Here is a 21,385-nt window from a genome sequence, read left to right as displayed (position 1 = left end):
AGGAACCCCATGATGGACGCCTTCGAACTTCCCCGCACACTGGTCCAGTCCCTTCAACATCGCGCCGCGCACACCCCGGATCAGGTGGCGTTGCGCTTCCTCGCCGAGTCGGCCGAGCACAACGTGGTGCTCAGTTACCGCGAACTGGACCAACGCGCCCGCACCATCGCAGCAGCGTTGCAGGCGCAGGCGAGCTTGGGCGACCGCGCGGTGTTGTTGTTCCCCAGCGGCCCGGACTACGTCGCAGCGTTCTTTGGTTGCTTGTACGCCGGGGTGATCGCGGTGCCGGCCTATCCGCCGGAGTCCACGCGTCGCCATCATCAGGAGCGCCTGCTGTCGATCATCGGCGACGCCGAGCCGCGCCTGTTGCTGACCATCGCCAGTCTGAGCGAGGGCCTGGCGCAACTCAACAGCGCGCCGCCGGTGCTGAGCGTCGACACCCTCGACGCGCAGCTCGCCGAACAGTGGGTCGCGGTCGACCTGCAAGCCGACGATATCGCCTTTCTGCAATACACCTCCGGTTCCACCGCGTTGCCCAAAGGCGTGCAAGTCAGCCACGGCAACCTGGTGGCCAACGAAGTGCTGATCCGCCGTGGTTTCGGCATCGACCTCAACCCGGACGACGTGATCGTCAGCTGGCTGCCGCTGTACCACGACATGGGCTTGATCGGCGGCCTGCTGCAACCGATTTTCAGCGGCGTGCCGTGTGTGTTGATGTCGCCGGCGTACTTTCTCGGTCGGCCGTTGCGCTGGCTGGAAGCGATCAGTGAATACGGCGGCACCATCAGCGGCGGTCCGGACTTTGCCTATCGCTTGTGCAGTGAGCGGGTCAGCGAATCGGCCTTGGAGCGTCTCGACCTGAGCCGCTGGCGCGTGGCCTATTCCGGTTCCGAACCGATCCGCCTCGACACCTTGGAGCGCTTCGCCGACAAATTCGCGGTGTGCGGCTTCAGCCCCAACAACTTTTTCGCCTCCTACGGCCTGGCCGAAGCCACGCTGTTTGTGGCCGGCGGCCGTCGTGGCCAGGGCATCCCGGCGCTGCGGGTGGACGATGCGGCACTGGCCGCCAACCGCGCCGAGCCAGGGCAGGGCAGTGCGATCATGAGCTGCGGCACGGCGCAGCCGGACCACGCGGTGTTGATCGTCGACCCCCACAGCCTGAGCGAACTGGCTGACAACCACGTCGGCGAACTCTGGGCCAGCGGGCCGAGCATCGCCCACGGCTACTGGCGTAACCCCGAAGCCACCGCCAAGACTTTTGTGTCGCACGCCGGGCGTACCTGGTTGCGCACCGGTGACCTGGGCTTTCGGCGCGACGGCGAGGTGTACATCACCGGCCGCCTGAAGGACCTGTTGATCGTGCGCGGCCACAACCTCTATCCCCAGGACATCGAGCAGACCATCGAGCGCGAAGTGGAAGTGGTGCGCAAGGGCCGGGTGGCGGCGTTCGCCGTCAGTGATCAGGGCCTGGAAGGTATCGGCATCGCCGCCGAAATCAGCCGCAGCGTGCAGAAAATCCTGCCGCCCGAAGCGTTGATCAAAGCGATTCGTCAAGCGGTGGCCGAGGCCTATCAAGAAGCGCCGTGTGTGGTGGTGCTGCTCAACCCCGGCGGTTTGCCCAAGACTTCCAGCGGCAAGGTGCAGCGCGCCGCCTGCGCACTGCGCCATGCCGATGGCAGTCTCGATTGTTACGCGCAATTCCCTGATCGGCAGGTGTTGGCCGTTGAGGCGAGCTTGGAATCCGAACTGCAGCGCCAGATCGCCGCGATCTGGTGCGAGCAACTGCAGGTCGCGAGCGTGGCAGCCGACGACCACTTCTTCTTGCTCGGCGGTAACTCCATCAGCGCCACCCAGGTGATTGCGCGCCTGCGTGAAAGCCTGGGCCTGGAGCTGAACCTGCGCCTGTTGTTCGAGGCACCGACCCTGCAGGGTTTTGCCGCACAGGTCGCGCACCTGCAACAGGACGGCGGGGTGGCTCAAGGGGCCATCCGCGCCTTGCCTGCGCACGACGAACTGCCTCAGTCCCTGGCGCAGAATCGCCTGTGGATCACCTGGCAACTCGCCCCCCAGAGCAGCGCGTACACCATCCCCGGCGCCCTGCGCCTGCGCGGCGAACTGGATGAAGACGCGGTGCGCGCCAGCTTCGCGCAGTTGAGCCAGCGCCACGACGCCCTGCGTACGCGCTTTTACGAACGCGACGGCCAGGCCTATCAGCGCATCGACGCCGCAGTCACGTTCGACTTGCAACTGATCGACCTCAGCGATTTGCTCGCCGCCGAGCGTGAAGCCCGCGCGCAGCAGATTCGCGAGGACGAAGCGCGCACCGTGTTCGATCTGGAAAAAGGTCCGCTGCTGTGGGTAACCCTGGTGCGCCTGGACGACGAAGACCACCAGTTGCTGGTGACGCTGCACCACATCATCGCCGATGGCTGGTCGTTGTCGATCCTGCTCGACGAGTTCGCGCGCCTGTATTCGGCCGCTGTTCAGGGCCAAACCCTGACGCTGCCAGCTTTGACCGTAAGCTACGCCGACTACGGCAGTTGGCAGCGCCAATGGCTGGCCGACGGTGAGGGCTCGCGTCAACTGGCGTACTGGCAGGCGCAACTGGGCGATGAGCACCCGGTGCTGAGCCTTGCGACCGATCACCCACGTGCGGCCCAGCACCGCCGCAGCGCATCGCGGCATAGCGTGCGCTTGAGCGCGAGCCTCAGCGAAGCGCTTCGCCAGACTGCCCAGACCCATGAATCCACGCCGTTCATGTTGCTGCTCGCGGTGTTCCAGACCTTGCTCTACCGCTATAGCGGCCAGCGCGATATTCGTATCGGCGTGCCCAGCGCCAACCGCCCGCGCCAGGAAACCCAGGGCCTGGTGGGCTTCTTTATCAACACCTTGGTGCTACGCGCCGAGCTGGATGGGCGCCTGCCGTTCAATGAGTTGCTGGCCGCTACCCGCCAAACCGTGTTGGGCGCCCAGGCCCATCAGGACCTGTCATTCGAACAACTCCTAGAAGCCTTCCCCCAGGCTCGCGAACAGGGGTTGTTCCAGGTGATGTTCAACCATCAGCAGCGGGACTTGAGCGCGCTGCGCCGCCTGCCGGGCATGCTCGCCGACGAGTTGCCATGGCACAGCCGCGAGGCCAAGTTCGACCTGCAACTGCACAGTGAAGAGGACCGCAACGGGCGCCTGAGTCTGTCGTTCGACTACGCCGATGAACTGTTCGAGGCGGCGACTATCCAGGGTCTGGCCGAGCACTTTATCCACCTGCTGCACGGCGTGTGCGAACAGCCGCACCTGGCCCTCGGCGACCTTGCGCTGCTGCCGCACGATGAACAGCAGGCATGGAACGCCGCGCCCTGCGCACCGGCGCAACAATGGCTGCCCGAAGCCCTCAACCAGCACACCTCGGACGCCACCGCGCTGGTGTGGGACGGCGGCAGCCTGAGCTTCGCCCAACTGCATACCCAGGCCAATCGCCTGGCCCATTACCTGCGCGACAAAGGCGTCGGCCCGGACGTGTGCGTGGCCATCGCCGCCGAGCGTTCGCCGCAGTTGCTGATCGGTCTGCTGGCGATCATCAAGGCCGGCGGCGCCTACGTGCCACTGGACCCGGACTACCCGGCCGAGCGCCTGGCCTACATGCTCAAGGACAGCGGCGTGCACCTGCTGCTGACCCAGACCGCACTGCTCGATCGCGTGCCGAGCGCCGAGGGCATGTGCGTGATCGCCATGGACAGCTTGCACCTGGACAGCTGGCCGACCCAGCCGCCGGGCCTGCACCTGCACGGCGACAACCTCGCTTACGTGATCTACACCTCCGGCTCCACCGGCCAGCCCAAAGGCGTGGGCAACACCCACGGGGCTCTGGCCGAGCGCCTGCAATGGATGCAGGCCACCTATCGGCTCGACGCCAGCGATGTGCTGATGCAGAAGGCGCCGATCAGTTTTGACGTGTCGGTATGGGAGTGCTTCTGGCCGTTGATCAGCGGCTGCCGCCTGGTACTGGCTGGGCCCGGCGAACACCGCGACCCACATCGCATCGCGCAACTGGTGCAGACCTACGGCGTAACCACGCTGCACTTTGTGCCGCCGCTGTTGCAGCTGTTTATCGACGAGCCGCTGGCCGCCGAATGCACCAGCCTGCGCCGCCTGTTCTCCGGTGGCGAAGCCTTGCCCGCCGAGCTGCGTAATCGCGTGTTGGCGCAGTTGCCGGCGGTGCAGTTGCACAACCGCTATGGGCCGACCGAAACCGCGATCAACGTCACCCATTGGCACTGCCAGGCCGAGGACGGCGAGCGCTCGCCGATTGGTCGGCCGCTGGGTAATGTGATCTGCCGCGTGCTCGACGAGCACCTCAACCCACTGCCCGCCGGAGTGCCGGGTGAGCTGTGCATCGCCGGCATCGGCCTGGCGCGCGGTTACCTGGGGCGTGCCGGGCTGACCGCCGAACGCTTCGTTGCCGACCCGCTGGGCGAAGCCGGCACGCGCCTGTATCGCACCGGCGACCGTGTGCGTTGGAGCCGCGACGGTGTGCTGGAATACCTCGGTCGCCTCGACCAGCAGGTCAAGCTGCGCGGGTTCCGCGTGGAGCCGGAAGAAATCGAAGCGCGCCTGCTGGCCCTGGACGGTGTCGCCCAAGCCGTGGTGTTGGTACGCGACGGGCAATTGATCGGTTACTACACCGCGCACACCCCATTGGATGAACACGACGTCAAAGCCACCCTGGCCGCAGAGCTGCCGGAGTACATGGTGCCCGCGCAGGTGATGCGCCTGGACGCCATGCCCCTGAGCCCCAGCGGCAAACTCGATCGTCGCGCATTGCCTGAGCCGGTGTGGCACACCCGCGAACATGTGGAACCCGCGACGCCGTTGCAGCAGCAGATCGCCGCGATCTGGCGCGAGGTGCTCGGGGTGCCGCAGGTGGGCCTGCGCGATGATTTCTTCGCCCTCGGCGGCCACTCCCTGCTGGCCACCCAGATCGTTTCCCGCACCCGCCAGGCCTGCGATGTCGAGCTGCCGTTGCGCACCCTGTTCGACACCAGCGAGCTTGAAGCATTTGCCACACAGGTCGCGCTGATCCAGGCGGCCGGTCAGCGCAATCAGCACACCGCCATCGCCAGGGTCGACCGTCGCCAGCCGGTGCCGCTGTCCTATTCCCAGCAGCGCATGTGGTTTCTCTGGCAGATGGAACCGGACAGCCCGGCCTACAACGTCGGCGGCATGGCGCGCTTGCGCGGGGTGCTGGATGTGGGACGTTTCGAAGCCGCGTTGCAGGCCTTGATCATGCGTCACGAAACCCTGCGCACCACGTTCCCCAGCGTCGACGGCGTGGCCTGCCAGCACGTCGCGGCGCAGACCGGCGTGCGCATGGACTGGCAGGACCTGTCCGCCCTCGGTGCTGCCGAGCGCCAGCAACGCCTGCAGCAGTTGGCCGATCACGAAGCCCATACACCGTTCAACCTGGAAACCGGGCCGTTGCTGCGTGCGTGCCTGGTCAAGGCCGGCGAGCAGGAGCATTACCTGGTGCTGACCTTGCACCACATCGTCACCGAAGGCTGGGCCATGGACATTTTTGCCCGTGAACTCAGTGCGCTGTACGAAGCGTTTATCGACGAGCGCGAGTCGCCGCTGGCGCCGCTGCCGGCGCAGTACTTGGACTACAGCGTGTGGCAACGCCAATGGCTGGAGAGCGGCGAGCGCCAGCGCCAATTGGATTATTGGACCGCGCAACTGGGCAGCGAACACCCCTTGCTGGAACTGCCCGCCGACCGTCCGCGGCCGCCGGTGCAAAGCCATCGGGGCGAACTGTATCGCTTCGACCTCAGCGACGAACTGGCCGCGCGGGTGCGGGCGTTCAATGCCGAGCGCGGCTTGACGCTGTTCATGACCATGACCGCGACCCTGGCGGTGCTGCTCTACCGCTACAGCGGCCAGACCGACCTGCGCATCGGCGCCCCCGTGGCCAACCGCATCCGCCCGGAAAGCGAGGGGCTGATCGGCGCGTTCCTCAACACCCAGGTGCTGCGATGCCAGCTCGATGGGCAGATGAATGTCCACGAATTGTTCGAGCACGTTCGTCACACCGTGATCGAAGGCCAGTCCCATCAGGACCTGCCGTTCGACCACTTGGTCGAAGCCTTGCAACCGCCGCGCAGTGCAGCGTACAACCCGCTGTTCCAGGTGATGTGCAACGTGCAGCGTTGGGAATTCCAACAGAGCCGCCAACTGGCCGGCATGACCGTCGAGTACCTGGCCAACGATGCGCGCGCCACCAAGTTCGACCTCAACCTGGAAGTCACCGACCTCGACCATCGCCTGGGTTGCTGCCTGACCTACAGCACCGACCTGTTCGACGAACCGCGCATCGCGCGCATGGCCGAGCATTGGCGCAACCTGCTCGAAGCACTGATCGCCGACCCGCACCAGCGCTTGAGTGAATTGCCGTTGCTGAGCGCCGCTGAACAACGCCACTTGCAGCGCAGCCTGGGCGCCGAGCCCGGTGTGCATCGCCTGGATCAATGCCTGCATCCGCTGTTCAGCCAACAGGCACGAAAACGTGGCGACGCCCCGGCGCTCACCTTTGCCGGTGAAACCCTCAGCTACCGCGAGCTGGAAGCGCGCGCCAACCGCCTGGCCTGGATGCTGCGCGAGCGTGGCGTGGGCCCCCAAGTGCGGGTCGGCCTGGCATTGCCCCGGTCCTTGGAGATGGTGGTTGGCTTGCTGGCGATCCTCAAGGCCGGCGGCGCCTATGTGCCGCTGGACCCGGAATACCCCCTCGATCGCCTGCACTACATGATCGACGACAGCGGCATCGGCCTGCTGCTCAGCGATGCGGCGATGTTCGAAGCCCTCGGCGAACTGCCGGCCACGGTAGCCTGCTGGTGCCTGGAAGATGACCTGCCGGTGCTGGGCCATTACCCGGCCGAGGCGCCGCCGTGCATCAACCTGGCGCAGCATCAGGCTTATCTGATCTACACCTCCGGCTCCACCGGCAAGCCCAAAGGCGTGGTGGTGTCCCACGGTGAAATCGCCATGCACTGCCAGGCGGTGATCGAGCGTTTCGGCATGCGCGCCGACGATTGCGAATTGCACTTCTATTCGATCAACTTCGACGCCGCCACCGAGCGTTTGCTGGTGCCGTTGCTCAGCGGCGCACACGTGGTGCTGCGGGCTGAGGGGCAATGGGATGCCGAGCAGATCTGTGGGTTGATACGCAACCATGGCGTCACGGTGCTGGGCTTTACCCCGAGCTACGGCAGCCAGTTGGCGCAATGGCTGGCGACCCAGCGGCATACATTGCCGGTGCGCATGTGCATCACCGGCGGCGAAGCCCTGACCGGCGAACACTTGCAGCGCATCCGTGGGGCGTTCCAGCCCGCGCTGTTTTTCAACGCCTACGGCCCCACCGAAACCGTGGTGATGCCCCTGGCCAGCCTGGCGCCGCCGCAGTGGGAGGAGGGCGCCGGCAGCGTGCCGATCGGCAGCATTGTCGGTGAGCGCGTGGCGTACATCCTGGATGCCGATCTGGCCCTGGTGCCCCAGGGCGCGAGCGGCGAGTTGTACATCGGCGGGGCCGGTCTGGCCCAGGGTTACCATCAACGTCCGGGCATGACCGCCGAGCGCTTTGTGGCCGACCCGTTTGCCGCCGATGGCGGGCGTCTTTACCGCACCGGTGACCTGGTGCGCCAGCGCGCCGATGGCCTGGTGGAGTACCTGGGGCGAATCGACCATCAGGTGAAGATTCGCGGTTTTCGCATCGAGCTGGGGGAAATCGAAACCCGTCTGTTGGAACACGGCCAGGTGCGCGAAGCGGTGGTGCTGGCGCTGGATGCGCCGAGCGGCAAACAACTGGTGGCGTACCTGGTCAGCGACGCCGAGCACGGCCCTCTGCGCGAGGCCCTCAAAGCTCACCTGAAGGCGCAATTGCCGGACTACATGGTGCCCGCGCATCTGATCGTGCTCGACAGCATGCCGCTGACCGCCAACGGCAAGCTCGACCGCGGCGCGCTACCGCAACCCGACCCGGAGGCCAACCGCCAACATTACGTGGCGCCAAGCAACGCCCTTGAAAGCAACCTGGCCGCGATCTGGTGCGCCGTGTTGAATGTGCAGCAAGTGGGCCTGGACGATAACTTCTTTGAACTGGGCGGCGATTCGATCCTGTCGATCCAAGTGGTGAGCCGCGCACGCCAGGCCGGGATTCATTTCAGCCCGCGTGACCTGTTCCAGCACCAGACCGTGAGGGCCTTGGCCGCCGTGGCCACGCGCACCGAGCACATCCGCGCCGAGCAAGGCGTGCTCACCGGTCGTTCGGGGCTGACGCCGATCCAACGGTGGTTCTTCGAAACGCCGATGCCCAACCGTCAGCACTGGAACCAGGCGCTGCTGCTCAAGCCGCTGCAACTGCTCGACCCGCACCGTCTGGAGCAAGCGCTGCTGGCGGTGCTGGAGCACCACGATGCGCTGCGCCTGAGTTTTACCCGGCGCGACGCCCAGTGGCACGCCGAACACCTGGCCGTACCCCATGGCGGTGTGCTGATGCAGGCCCAGGTACGCGACATGGCGCAGTGCACCGCGCTGTTCAACGACACCCAGCGCAGCCTCGACCTGCAACACGGCCCGCTGCTGCGCGCGCTGCTGGTGGACGGGCCCGAGGGCCAGCAACGCCTGCTGATCGCGATCCATCACCTGGTGGTGGACGGCGTGTCGTGGCGTGTGCTGCTCGAAGATTTGCAAACGGTATACCGCCAGTTGAGCGCCGGCCAGTCGGTCAGCCTGCCGGCCAAGACCAGCGCGCTGCGTGACTGGGCCGCGCGCCTGCAGGCGTATGCCGGCAGCGAATCCCTGCGCGAAGAACTGGCCGTATGGCAAGCGCAGTTGGCCGGGCCTGACGTGGCGTTGCCGGTGGACCGTGCCCATGGCGCGCTGCGCAATCGCGATGCCGACAGCGTCAGCTTGCGCCTGGACGCCGAGCGCACCCGCCAGTTGCTGCAACAGGCGCCCAGCGCATACCGCACCCAGGTCAATGACCTGCTGCTGACCGCCCTGGCCCGCGTACTGTGCCGCTGGAGCGGCCACGCCTCGGCGTTGATCCAATTGGAAGGCCACGGCCGCGAACCGCTGTTCGACGATATCGACCTGACCCGCAGCGTCGGCTGGTTCACCAGCGCGTACCCGCTGCGCCTCACGCCCCAAGACGGGCAGGGCGATTCGATCAAGGCGATCAAGGAACAGCTGCGCGCGGTGCCCCACAAGGGCCTGGGCTATGGCGTGCTGCGCTACCTGGCGGACGCCGGTTGCAAGCAGCAGATGGCGACGCTGCCGAGCGCCGAAATCACCTTCAATTACCTTGGCCAGTTCGACCAGAGCTTCGGCGCCGATGCGCTGTTCCATCCGCTGGATGAGCCGGCCGGCCAGGCCCATGACCCGGACGCGCCGCTGCCCAATGCTTTGAGCGTGGACAGCCAGGTCTACGGCGGTGAATTGCTGCTGCGCTGGACCTTCAGCCGCGAACGCTATGATGCGCGCACCATCGGCGCATTGGCCGAGGCTTACCTGGCCGAGTTGCACAGCCTGATCGAACACTGCCTCAGCGACCAGGCCGGTGGCCTGACTCCGTCGGACTTCCCTCTGGCGCGTCTGACTCAGGCACAACTGGACAGCCTGCCGGTGCCCGCCCATGTGATCGAAGATGTCTACCCGCTGACCCCGATGCAGGAAGGTTTGCTGCTGCACACCTTGTTGGAACCGGGCACTGGCCTGTACTACATGCAGGATCGCTACCGCATCAATAGCGAGCTGGACCCCGAGCGTTTCGCCCAGGCCTGGCAAGCGGTGATCGCCCGTCACGAAGCCTTGCGCGCGTCGTTCTGCTGGAACGTCGGCGAAGACATGCTGCAAGTGATCCACGCACCGGGTAGCACCCCCATCGAGTACCTGGACTGGCGCCACGCGCCGGAGGCCGAGCATGAGCCGCGCCTGCAAGCGCTGCTCAAGGCCGAGCGCGAGGCCGGTTTCGATCTGCTTAACCAGGCTCCGTTCCACCTGCGGCTGATTCGCGTGGGCGAGGCGCGCTACTGGTTCATGATGAGCAACCACCACATCCTGATCGATGCCTGGTGCCGTTCGTTGCTGATGAACGACTTCTTCGAAATCTACCTGGCGCTGGGTGAAGGCCGCGACGCGCAGCTGGCCACGCCGCCGCGCTATCGCGACTACATCGCCTGGCTGCAACGCCGCAACCTGAGCGAAGCGCGCCAGTGGTGGCAACAGAACCTGAAAGGCTTCGAACGCACCACGCCGATCCCCAGCGACCGCCCATTCCTGCGCGAACACGCCGGCCACAGCGGCGGCATGGTGGTGGGCGACTGCTACACCCGCCTCGATGCGCACGACGGCGCACAGCTGCGTGAATTGGCCCAGGCCCATCAACTGACCGTCAACACTTTCGCCCAGGCGGCCTGGGCGCTGGTGCTGCGTCGGGTGAGCGGAGACCGTGACGTGGTGTTTGGCGTGACCGTGGCCGGTCGTCCGGTGGACATGCCCGAGATGCAACACACGGTCGGTCTGTTTATCAACAGCATCGCCCTGCGGGTGCAACTGCCCGAGGACGGCCAGCCCTGCAGCGTGCGGCAGTGGTTGAACGGCCTGCTCGACAGCAATATGCAATTGCGCGAGTACGAATACCTGCCGCTGGTGACTATCCAGGAACACAGCGAACTGCCCAAGGGCCAGCCGTTGTTCGACAGCCTGTTCGTGTTCGAAAACGCCCCGGTGGACACCACGGTACTGGACCGCGCCCATAGTCTGAACGCCACCTCGGATTCCGGGCGCACCCACACCAATTTCCCGCTGACGGCCGTGTGCTATCCGGGCGATGACCTGGGCTTGCACCTGTCCTACGACCAACGCTATTTCGACGAAAGCACCGTGCAAGGTTTACTTGCCGAGTTCAAACGCCTGCTGCTGGCGCTGGTGCAGGGCTTCCATGGCGACATGGCCGACTTGCCGCTGATGGGCGAACAGGAGCGCGATTTCCTGGTGCACGGCTGCAACCAGAGCGAACACGCCTACCCACTGGAGCGCAGCTATGTGGAGCTGTTCGAAGCCCAGGTAGCCGCGCATCCACAGCGTATCGCCGCCAGTTGCCTGGATCGGCACTGGAGCTACGAGGAACTGAATCGCCGCAGCAATGGCCTGGGGCACGCACTCATCGCGGCGGGTGTCGGCCTGGATCAACCGGTGGCGTTGCTGGCCGAACGCGACTTGGAATTGCTGGGCATGATCATCGGCAGCTTCAAGGCCGGGGCCGGCTACTTGCCGCTGGATCCGGGCTTGCCGAGCCAGCGTCTGCGCCGCCTTATCGAGCTGAGCCGTACGCCGCTGCTGGTGTGCAGCGAGGCGTGTCGCGAACAGGCCATCGCGTTGTTGGACGGCATCGACTGCCAGTTGCTGGTATGGGACGAAGTGCCGGCCCGTGGTGAGAACCCGGGTGTCTACAGTGGCCCCGACAACCTCGCCTATATGATCTACACCTCCGGCTCCACCGGCCTGCCCAAAGGCGTGATGGTGCAACAGCGCGGCATGCTCAATAACCAGTTGAGCAAAGTGCCGTACCTGGACCTGACCGCAGCGGATGTGATCGCGCAAACCGCCTCCCAGAGTTTCGATATTTCCGTGTGGCAATTCCTCGCCGCGCCGTTGTTTGGCGCGCGGGTGGACATCGTGCCGAACAGCATCGCCCACGACCCGCAAGGTTTGCTGGCCCATGTGCAGGCCCAGGGCATCAGCGTGCTGGAGAGCGTGCCGTCGTTGATTCAGGGCATGCTCGCCCAGGAGCGCCTGCACCTGGACGGCCTGCGCTGGATGCTGCCGACCGGCGAGGCGATGCCGCCTGAACTGGCGCACCAGTGGCTGCAACGCTACCCCGAGATCGGCCTGGTGAATGCGTACGGCCCGGCGGAATGTTCCGATGACGTGGCGTTCTTCCGAGTCGACCTGGCCTCGACCCGTGGCACTTATCTGCCGATTGGCACACCCACCGACAACAACCGCCTGTACCTGCTTGATGGCGCACTGGAGTTGGTGCCCCAAGGCGCCGTCGGCGAATTGTGCGTGGCGGGCACCGGAGTCGGGCGCGGCTATGTTGGCGACCCGTTGCGTACTGCGCCGGTCTTTGTGCCCGACCCGTTCGGCGCGCCGGGCGAACGCCTGTACCGCACCGGCGACCTGGCGCGGCGGCGCAGCGATGGGGTGTTGGAATATGTCGGTCGGATCGACCATCAGGTGAAGATTCGCGGCTACCGGATCGAGCTGGGGGAAATCGAAGCGCGTCTGCACGAACAAGCCGACCTGCGCGATGCCGCCGTCGGCGTGCAGGACGGCGTCAACGGCAAACACTTGGTGGGCTACCTGGTGGCGGCCGATGGCGCGCTCGACCCCAGCGAACGTCTGGACCGTATCAAACAGCGCCTGCGCGCCGAACTGCCGGAGTACATGGTGCCGCTGCATTGGCTATGGCTTGAACGCCTGCCGCTCAACGCCAACGGCAAACTCGACCGCAACGCTCTACCGGTCCTGGAAATCGGCCAGTTGCATCGCCAGGATTACCTGGCGCCACGCAACGAACTGGAAACCACCCTGGCCGTCATCTGGGCCGAAGTGCTCAAAGTCGAGCGGGTCGGTGTGCAGGACAACTTCTTCGAGCTTGGCGGGCATTCACTGCTGGCCACACAGATTGCCTCGCGTGTGCAGAAAACCCTGCAACGGGACGTACCGCTGCGCGCGATGTTCGAGTGCAGCAGCGTGGCGGAACTGGCCGAGTACATCGACGGGTTGGCGGGCAGTGAGATCAGCGTGGAGAAGGTGGATCGGTTGAGTGATTTGATGGCGGAGTTGGAAGGGCTTTGATCTTCGCTGTCTGTGAGGGCGTTATCGGGGCTTGCCCCCGATAACGTCAGTCCAGCCAGCGTTTATTTTGGCCCAAGTATCTTCACCAACTTATCCGGCGACGGCGCACCTTGCTGTTGCTGCAACCCGCCCTTGTCATCCAGATAGAAAATCGCCGGTGTAGCCGACAGTTCCAGCTCGTCCATCAACTTCATATTGGCATCGAGCTTTGCTTCGATATCCGCCGGGATCTTGGCCAGCGCCTGCAACTTGCTGCCTTTGCCGGCGGCTTCGTGTTCTTCCAAGGCTTTTTGCGGGTCTTTGGCGGCCAGCAGCGCGGCGGATTTGCCGGGGCTGTCTTCGCGGATGATGCCGACCATGATGTGGCGCAGTTGCACCTTGCCGGCCTTCACCCAGGGTCGCGCCTGTTCCCAGAACATGTTGCAGTAAGGGCAGTTGGGGTCGCTGAACAGGTAGACGATGCGCGGTGCCTTAACGTCGCCGTCCTGGATCCAGCTGCTGTGTTCCATCTTGGCCCAGACTTCCTTGGCCATCGGCGCATACACCAGTTTTTCCAAGGGCGCGTTGCTCAGGTCGTTGCCCTGGGCGTCGTAGAGGCTGCCGGCGATTACGTGTTTGCCATCGGCGGTGAGATACAGCGCCATGCCACGGTTCTGGTATTGCGCGGCGTAGCCGGTGAGGCCGCTGGGGGCGTCGAATTTGCCGATGATCTTGGCGCCCTTGGCTTCGATCTGCTTGATCGGCGCTGGCCAGTCTTCGGCTTGGGCCAGGGAGGCCGCCAGCGTCAGCGGCAGCAGGGTCAGCAGGTGGCGGAGGCGGGGCATGTCGGTTTCCTTGTGGCGGTGGGGACGGTGTCGAAGGGCTCCATGGCACGGGCCAGGCTGGCCTGGGACAACTCGCCCAAATGGCTGTTGATCAAGCGTCCGTCGGGTGTATAGAACAGCGTGGTCGGCAGGGCCATGGAGCCAACGGCCTGGCCGAGGCGGCCACTGGCGTCGAACAAGACGTTGTCCAGGGTCAGGCCCTGGGTGGCTAGGAAGGTACTGACGCTTTGCATGCTTTCGGCCTGGTTGACGAACAGGAAGGTCACGTCGGGGCGCATGCGTTGGGCGCTTTCCAGCACCGGCATTTCGCGCCGGCACGGCGGGCACCAGGTGGCCCACAGATTGATCACCAGCGGCCCGCCCTGGTAGTCGACCAGTTGCACTACGTCGCCATTGGCATTGCGCAAGGTGATGTCCGGCAGGCGCGTGCCTTTTTCATACACGCTCAATGAGAGGCTGGTCATGCCCCAGAACAGCAGGCCGGTGATGACGCCGGCGCTCAGCGGCTTGCGCAGCGCCGGGCGGCGCCAACCGTAGAGCAGGGCGCCGAGGATCAGTGCGACCACGCCCGGCCAAGCCAGGAAACCGCCGTCGCGCAGGTCGACCATTTGCAGTGGGTCGTTGCGGTAGTAGCTCCAGTACATCAGCACGAAACTGATGCGCGCGGTGAGCATGCCTAGTAGAAACAGGCTGAACAGCACCGACTCCGGGTTTTCACCGCCACGCTTGGCCACGCGCCAACCCACCAGGGTGGCGAGAATCAGCGCGCCGATCAGCAGGATGTGATTCAGGGCGATGGCGAAGGTGCCGATGGTCAGGGTCAGCATCAGAGGGCGTCCCGGGCTTGGGTCCAGCGTTGCAGGAAGGTCATCGCGTCGACTTCACCGGTAATGCGGTGGGCGCGGCGTTCCTGGCCGTCCGGGCCGATCCACACGAAACTCGGCGGCCCTGGCACCTGGTAGCGGCCCAGCAGTTCGCGGCTGGCGGGGTTGTCGGCGGTGACGTCCAGGCGCAACAGGCGCACATCTTTGAGGGCGGCGAGGACTTCGGGGCGGCCGAACACCTGTTTCTCCATGATCTTGCACGACACGCACCAGTCGGCGTAGTAATCCACCAGCACCCATTGGCCCTGGGCCTTGGCACTGTCGAGTTGGCTTTGCAGCGCGGCTGGGTCGTTGAGGGTCAGGAAGGCGTCGTGGGCCGTCGGCGCGGCTGCGCTACTCGAGCCGTTGTACACCTTCAACGGCTGCCACGGTTCGTCGCTGCCACCGGCGGCGCCCACCAGCATCAGCGCGCCCCACAGGCCCAGCACCACGGAACCGGCGCCGAACAGCATGGCCACCCGCCCGAAATCCTGGGCCAGGCGCCAGCCGCAATAGGCCATGGCCATCGCCAGCGCGCCCCACAGGGCGAGCCACAGGCTTTCATCCACCACCGGGCGAATCATCAGCACGGCAGTGCCCAGGAACAGGAAGCCGAATACCCCCTTGAGCACGTTCATCCAGGTGCCCGGCTTGGGCAGGAAGCGATTGCCCACGGTCACCAACAGCAACAGCGGGACGCCGATACCGATGCCCATGGCGAACAGGATCAACCCACCGTGCAGCGCATTGCCGCTCTGGGCGATGTACAACAGCGCGCCGGCCAGGGGCGCGGTCATGCATGGCCCCACCAGCAGGCCGGACAATGCGCCGAGCACGCCCGCGCCGACCAGGCTACCGCCGCTCTGGTTGCGGCTGACGTTATCCAAACGATCCCGCAGGGCCACTGGCAGTTGCAGCTCGAAGAAGCCGAACATCGGCAGGGCCAGGATCACGAACAATGCCGCGAAACTGCCGAGGATCCAGGGGGTTTGCAGCAGCGCCGCGAGGTTGGCGCCGAGCAGGGCGGCCAGCACGCCCAGCGCGGCATACACCAGCGCCATGCACACCACATAGCTGCCGGCCAGGGCAAAGCCGCGACGCGGACTGGCGCCGCTGCCGACCACCAGGCCGGCGAGAATCGGCAGCATCGGCAACGAGCAGGGTGCGAACGCCAGCAGCAGGCCCAGGCCAAAGAACACCAGCAGGCTCCAACCCAGGCTGCGTTGTTGCAGGCCGCTGGCCAGGCTTTGATCCTGCGCCTGCGCAGTGGCGGCTACCGCCGGGTTGCCGCCCAGGTTCACGGTGATCGATTGCGGCGGGTAGCACAGGCCGGCGTCGGCGCAGCCCTGCCAGCCCAGCTTGACCTGGCCGGTGGTGCCCGCCGGCAGCTTGACTTCCAGGCCCTGGCGATACACCTGCTGCTCGCCGAAGAATTCATCGCTATGGGCTTCGCCCTGGGGCAGCACGGGCTTTTCGGCGAGGCCGTCGAACTTCATGCGTTGCTGGTACAGGTAGTAGCCGTCGGCAATCTGCCAATACAACTGGGTCTCGCCACTTTCAAGGCGCTCGGAAGTAAAGGTGAAGGCCTTGCCCACCGGGAGGAACTCGGGTTTGGTGTCGAAGGGGTTACCCGGCGCGGCCTGGGCGAACCCGGCGAACATCACCAGTAGAAAGGTCAACAGAAGCCGCATGGTCAAGCCTTAGTTCGATACAAGTGAGGCACACAATGTGTGGCGTTGATTAACCGATGATTAACCGGGCGCTATTCTAAAGTGTAGGGAATATCTGAGGGTGCATCTTTTCACGGCATAATCCGCGCTTAATCGGTTGGTTCTTTAATCTCCCCCATCTTTGACGAAGGGTTCTCCATGCACGTATTGGTCTGCGAAGACGACGAACTGATCGCCAGCGGCATCGTGGCCGGCCTCACCGCCCAAGGCTTTACGGTCGAGCGCGTGGCCACGGCAGCGGCCGCGCGCGCGATGCTCAAGGCCGCGACCTTCGACATCATGGTGCTCGACCTCGGCCTGCCCGACGAAGACGGCCTTAAGCTGTTGCAGCAACAGCGCAGCCAGGGCCTGGAGATTCCGGTGCTGATCCTCACCGCGCGGGATTCGGTGACCAACCGCGTCGACGGCCTGCAGGCCGGGGCCGACGACTACCTGCTCAAGCCCTTTGACCTGCGCGAATTGGCCGCGCGTCTGCAAACCCTGCTGCGGCGGGTGGCCGGGCGCAGCGTCAACCTGATCGAACACGGCCGCCTGACCTACGACCCCAGCAGCCGCGAAACCTTCCTGAGCGGTCAGCCGGTGGACCTGTCGCGCCGGGAACAGGCGTTGCTGCAAGCGTTGCTGCACAACAAGGGCCGTGTGCTGTCCAGCGAGCAGCTCAAGGACAGCGTCTACGGCTTCAATGACGAGTTGGAAAGCAACGCCCTCAACGTGCATATCCACCACCTGCGGCGCAAATTGGGCAACGGCATCGTCGAGACCGTGCGCGGCCTGGGCTACCGCCTGGGGCCGGCGGACGGGGGAGAGAACGCGTCGTGAAGAGCCTGCGCCTGCGCCTGACCTTCAAGTTGGGCGCCGCGTTCGTGTTGATCTGGGCCCTGGCGGCAGCCTGGATGCTCAATGACCTGCGCAACCAGATGATGTTTTCCCTCGACCAGCGCCTGGTGGCGTCGGCGCGCATGGTGGCCGGGCTGACCGAGCAGATGCCGGGCCTGGCCAGCGTCAGCGGCGGTGCGCATTTCAGTGCCGAACAACTCAATGTGCCGGGCGGCATGGCCTGCCAGGTCAGCTCCCTGCGTGGGGAAATTCTCGCGCGCAGCCACACCACCCCGGATGAAGGGCTGGAGTCGCGCAAAAGCGGCTTTCGCGATCAGGTTATCGACGGCGTGGGTTGGCGCAGCTTTACCTTGTCCCGTGGCGACCTGCTGATCACCACCGCTGACCGTCAGGTGGAGCGCGAGGCGTTGAACCTGTCGATCCTGCTGGCGGCGTCGGTGCCGGTGGGCGTGGCGATGCTGGGCTGTCTGTGCCTGCTGTGGCTGGGCATCGGCCAGAGCCTGCTGCCGCTTAACCGCATGCGTGATGCGCTGATGCGGCGCAGCGCCGATTCCCTCGAACCGCTGCAAATCCACCCGCTGCCCAGCGAACTCAAGCCGCTGCTCGACACCCAGAACCAACTGTTGCAGCGCATCGCCAAGACCATCGAGCGCGAACGCCGCCTCACCGGCGATGCGGCCCATGAACTGCGCAGCCCGCTGACGGCGATCAAGACCCACCTGCAAGTGGCACGCATGACCGACGGCGCCGCACGCGACCAGTCCCTGGCCCATGCCGAGGAGGGCGCCGACCGCCTGCACCGCACCCTGGAACAATTGCTGTTGCTGGCGCGGGTGGAAGGCAGCCTGTCGTTTGACGATGGTTTGCAGTCCAGCGCCGAAGAGGTCGCGCGCCTGGCAATTCAGGACGCCAGCGCCGGCGACAACGGGCGCATTGATCTGATCCTGTCGGACAACCTCTGCGGCGCCCCGGTGGACATGCCGGTGGGCCTGGCCGTGGCCGCGCTGCGCAACTTGCTGGACAACGCCCTGCGCCACACACCAGCCCACACCCGCGTGGAACTGAGCCTGTTCAACGACGCCGACAAGGTAGTGTTCCGCGTGCGTGACCATGGCGAGCAGATCTCCAGCGAAGACCTGCAATACCTCACCCAGCGTTTCTGGCGCAACGGCAGCAGCGAAGGCTGTGGCCTGGGCCTGGCGATTGTGCAGGCGATCGTGCAGCGCTGTGGTTGCTCACTGAACTTCGACAGCCAGCCCGATGGCCTGCGAGTGGAGCTGGGCATGCCGCTGCGACGCTGATCCCTTTTCTTTCCGGTGCCAAATAGTTACCGCCCGCTTGAAGTGGAAGGCTTCAGGATGGCGGTAATTTTTTTGCGCTTGAACGGGCCGAAAGACTCGGCCTGAATTGAAAAGGATGCTTCTTATGTTGGTCATCGACACCAGTTTTTCCGCCACGGGCTGCAACGAACGTAACGGCGAGCCCGTGCGGCAGGTGATCCTGCATTACACCGCGGCGCCGTTTGCCGCGTCTCTGCGCACCCTGACCCAGGCTGCCGTGAGTGCCCACTACCTGTTGCCCGACCCCAACGACCCCGGCTACCGCGCCGCCGGGTACGAGGAACTGCGCGTGTTCCGCCTGGTGGACGAACGTCAGTGCGCCTGGCACGCCGGGGCCAGCCAATGGGGTGGGCGCGACAACCTCAATGCACGGTCGATTGGCATCGAGATCGTCAACCTGGCGCGGGATGAGGCGGGTGTGTTTGTTTTTCCCGGGTTTGCCGAAGCACAGATCGAGGCGCTGACTGCGCTGCTGCATGATGTGCTGGGGCGTTATCCGCAGATCGAACCGACGGACATCCTCGGCCATAGCGACGTCGCCTACTGGCGCAAAAGCGATCCAGGGCCGCGACTGCCGTGGCAGCGCTTGTCCGAGGCGGGCCTGGGCGCCTGGTTCGACGAGTCGACCCGGGCCATGTATCAACGCCGCTTCTGCGTCGGCTTACCCCCTGAGGTAGAGGTGGAGCGTGCGTTCCAGCGCTACGGCTATAAGCCGGCGCAGAACCGCCAGGCGTTCGAATCGCGGACACGGGCCTTTCAGATGCACTTTCGGCCACGGGACTACCGTGGCGTGCTGGATGCCGAGACCTGCGCGATTCTGTATGCCTTGAATGAAAAATACCGCGGGCTCTGAAGCCCGGCGCAGGGCAAGCCCCCTCCCACAGTTTTGACCGATTTCACTTTAACCGACCCATTGCTCCATTTCGAAAACAAAGGTCATCCCAATGTGGGAGGGGGCTTGCCCCCGATGGCACTGGATCAGCCAATAGAGTTGCCGATTGATTCCCCGCTATCAGGGGCAATCATCACTGCCGCCTAAATCCTCTTCTCGCTGGTGCGTTTCCAGAACAGGAAATCCGTGCGCATGCCCTTGGGCCAGACGCCAACGGATCGGCAGTTTGGTCACCATCATCCGCGTATTGAGGGATCGAGAGATGTCAGTCGCTATCAGCCGTATTGAAGATACCCAAGTGCATGAAACGCTTTATCAGTTCGACGAAACCCCGCTGCTGGCCCGTCAGCGTCAGCAGGAGTCCAATGCGCGCAGTTATCCGCGGCGTATCCCCCTGGCGCTGAAGCGGGCCAAGGGCATTTACGTGGAGGACGTGGAGGGCCGACGCTTTATCGATTGCCTGGCCGGCGCCGGTACGCTGGCGCTGGGGCATAACCACCCCGTGGTGATCGACGCCATCCAGCAGGTGCTGAGCGATGAACTGCCGCTACACACCCTCGACCTGACCACGCCGGTCAAGGATCAGTTTGTGCAGGACTTGTTCGGCCTGCTGCCGGCTGAGCTGGCGCAGGAAGCCAAGATCCAGTTCTGCGGCCCCACCGGCACCGATGCGGTGGAAGCCGCGCTGAAACTGGTGCGCACCGCCACTGGGCGCAGCACGGTGTTGTCGTTCCAGGGCGGTTACCACGGCATGAGCCAAGGCGCGTTGAGCCTGATGGGCAGCCTGGGGCCGAAGAAACCGTTGGGTGCCCTGCTCGGCAATGGCGTGCAATTCCTGCCGTTCCCCTATGACTACCGCTGCCCGTTCGGCCTGGGCGGCGCGGAGGGCGTGCGGGTCAACCTGCATTACCTGGAAAACCTGCTCAACGATCCCGAAGCCGGCGTGCTGCTGCCGGCGGCGGTGATTGTGGAAGTGGTGCAAGGCGAGGGCGGCGTGATTCCGGCCGACCTCGATTGGCTGCGAGGCCTGCGGCGTATCACCCAACAGGCGGGCGTGGCATTGATCGTCGATGAGATCCAGAGCGGCTTCGGTCGCACCGGCAAGATGTTTGCGTTTGAACACGCCGGCATCATCCCGGACGTGGTGGTGCTATCCAAGGCCATCGGCGGCAGCCTGCCGTTAGCGGTGGTGGTGTACCGCGACTGGCTCGACACCTGGCTGCCGGGCGCCCATGCCGGCACGTTTCGTGGCAACCAGATGGCAATGGCGGCGGGCTCGGCGGTAATGCGCTACCTCAAGGCCCACGATTTGCCGGGTCACGCAGCGGCGATGGGCGAGCGCCTGGGTGAACACCTGCGCCTGTTGCAGCGCGACTACCCACACCTGGGGGATATCCGTGGGCGTGGGTTGATGCTCGGCGTTGAGCTGGTAGACCCCCACGGCGCGCTCGACAGCCAGGGCCACCCCCCGGTGCATCGCCAGTTGGCGCCGTTGGTGCAGCGCGAATGCCTCAAGCGCGGCTTGATCCTGGAACTGGGCGGTCGCCACGCCAGCGTGGTGCGCTTCTTGCCGCCGCTGGTAATCACCGCCGGCGAAATCGACCAAGTAGCCGATATTTTCGGTCGCGCCCTGGCGGCAGCCGTCGCCAGTCTCTAATTTTTTGCGCGCCCGCTACGTTTCTACAGATATCGATGCTGCGCGTGGTGCGCAGCCCAGCCTTTGAACGACGGAGAACAGCAATGACCTCAGTATTTGACCGCGACGACATCCTGTTTCAGGTAGTGGTCAACCATGAAGAACAGTATTCCATCTGGCCCGATTACAAGGCCGTGCCGGACGGCTGGCGTACCGTGGGCAAGAGCGGTTTCAAGAAAGAATGCCTGGCCTACATCGAAGAAGTCTGGACCGACATGCGCCCGTTGAGCCTGCGCCAGAAGATGGATGGCGCGGCACTGGCCGGTTGACCTCTCTCGCCTCCCGATCCCGCCATGG

At 65.0% G+C, this 21,385-nt stretch carries 9 protein-coding genes; 6 read left to right on the top strand and 3 right to left on the bottom strand.

Features of this window, described 5'->3' with window-relative positions:
* The first annotated feature begins 9 nt into the window (after positions 1 to 9).
* On the top strand, positions 10 to 12,906 hold the full coding sequence (locus tag YA0848_RS15370; protein WP_169902444.1) for a non-ribosomal peptide synthetase: 12,897 nt from the start codon (positions 10 to 12) through the stop codon (positions 12,904 to 12,906).
* 62 nt (positions 12,907 to 12,968) lie between these two features.
* Here YA0848_RS15370 and dsbG read toward each other — a convergent pair whose 3' ends face one another.
* The 3 genes from dsbG to dsbD are packed head-to-tail and all read right to left on the bottom strand — an operon-like array spanning position 12,969 to position 16,284.
* Positions 12,969 to 13,730 (bottom strand): thiol:disulfide interchange protein DsbG, encoded by a 762-nt coding sequence (gene dsbG / locus YA0848_RS15365; protein WP_034138809.1) that lies wholly within the window; start codon positions 13,728 to 13,730, stop codon positions 12,969 to 12,971.
* Positions 13,706 to 14,557: a TlpA disulfide reductase family protein gene (locus YA0848_RS15360; protein WP_047881332.1), complete on the bottom strand. Its 852-nt coding sequence runs from the start codon at positions 14,555 to 14,557 to the stop codon at positions 13,706 to 13,708. The genes dsbG and YA0848_RS15360 overlap by 25 nt, the downstream gene beginning before the upstream one ends.
* Positions 14,557 to 16,284, bottom strand: coding sequence for a protein-disulfide reductase DsbD (gene dsbD, locus YA0848_RS15355; RefSeq protein WP_034099414.1), 1,728 nt, complete (start codon positions 16,282 to 16,284; stop codon positions 14,557 to 14,559). Before dsbD ends, YA0848_RS15360 begins: the two co-directional genes overlap by 1 nt.
* Before the next feature lie 177 nt (positions 16,285 to 16,461).
* Here dsbD and YA0848_RS15350 point away from each other — a divergent pair, with 177 nt between their 5' ends.
* The 5 genes from YA0848_RS15350 to YA0848_RS15330 all read left to right on the top strand — a co-directional run bounded on the left by YA0848_RS15350 (position 16,462) and on the right by YA0848_RS15330 (position 21,357).
* Positions 16,462 to 17,142 (top strand): response regulator, encoded by a 681-nt coding sequence (locus YA0848_RS15350; RefSeq protein WP_169902443.1) that lies wholly within the window; start codon positions 16,462 to 16,464, stop codon positions 17,140 to 17,142.
* On the top strand, positions 17,139 to 18,461 hold the full coding sequence (locus YA0848_RS15345; protein ID WP_034114698.1) for an ATP-binding protein: 1,323 nt from the start codon (positions 17,139 to 17,141) through the stop codon (positions 18,459 to 18,461). Before YA0848_RS15350 ends, YA0848_RS15345 begins: the two co-directional genes overlap by 4 nt.
* A gap of 124 nt (positions 18,462 to 18,585) precedes the next feature.
* Positions 18,586 to 19,353: an N-acetylmuramoyl-L-alanine amidase gene (locus tag YA0848_RS15340; RefSeq protein WP_034114696.1), complete on the top strand. Its 768-nt coding sequence runs from the start codon at positions 18,586 to 18,588 to the stop codon at positions 19,351 to 19,353.
* 301 nt (positions 19,354 to 19,654) lie between these two features.
* Positions 19,655 to 21,049, top strand: coding sequence for an aspartate aminotransferase family protein (locus YA0848_RS15335; RefSeq protein ID WP_034099407.1), 1,395 nt, complete (start codon positions 19,655 to 19,657; stop codon positions 21,047 to 21,049).
* 83 nt (positions 21,050 to 21,132) lie between these two features.
* Complete coding sequence (locus YA0848_RS15330; protein WP_034099405.1) at positions 21,133 to 21,357, top strand: MbtH family protein; 225 nt, start codon at positions 21,133 to 21,135, stop codon at positions 21,355 to 21,357.
* Positions 21,358 to 21,385: the final 28 nt, after the last annotated feature.

It is taken from the genome of Pseudomonas sp. S4_EA_1b, from assembly GCF_016307435.1.
Taxonomy (GTDB): Bacteria; Pseudomonadota; Gammaproteobacteria; order Pseudomonadales; family Pseudomonadaceae; genus Aquipseudomonas; species Aquipseudomonas rhodesiae.
This window is presented reverse-complemented; position numbering and strand designations above follow the sequence as displayed.

Coding starts and splice junctions, on each gene's coding strand:
- YA0848_RS15370 (WP_169902444.1), top strand. CDS start 10: ATGATGGACGCCTTCGAACTTCCCCGCACACTGGTCCAGTCCCTTCAA.
- dsbG (WP_034138809.1), bottom strand. CDS start 13,730: ATGCCCCGCCTCCGCCACCTGCTGACCCTGCTGCCGCTGACGCTGGCG.
- YA0848_RS15360 (WP_047881332.1), bottom strand. CDS start 14,557: ATGCTGACCCTGACCATCGGCACCTTCGCCATCGCCCTGAATCACATC.
- dsbD (WP_034099414.1), bottom strand. CDS start 16,284: ATGCGGCTTCTGTTGACCTTTCTACTGGTGATGTTCGCCGGGTTCGCC.
- YA0848_RS15350 (WP_169902443.1), top strand. CDS start 16,462: ATGCACGTATTGGTCTGCGAAGACGACGAACTGATCGCCAGCGGCATC.
- YA0848_RS15340 (WP_034114696.1), top strand. CDS start 18,586: ATGTTGGTCATCGACACCAGTTTTTCCGCCACGGGCTGCAACGAACGT.
- YA0848_RS15335 (WP_034099407.1), top strand. CDS start 19,655: ATGTCAGTCGCTATCAGCCGTATTGAAGATACCCAAGTGCATGAAACG.
- YA0848_RS15330 (WP_034099405.1), top strand. CDS start 21,133: ATGACCTCAGTATTTGACCGCGACGACATCCTGTTTCAGGTAGTGGTC.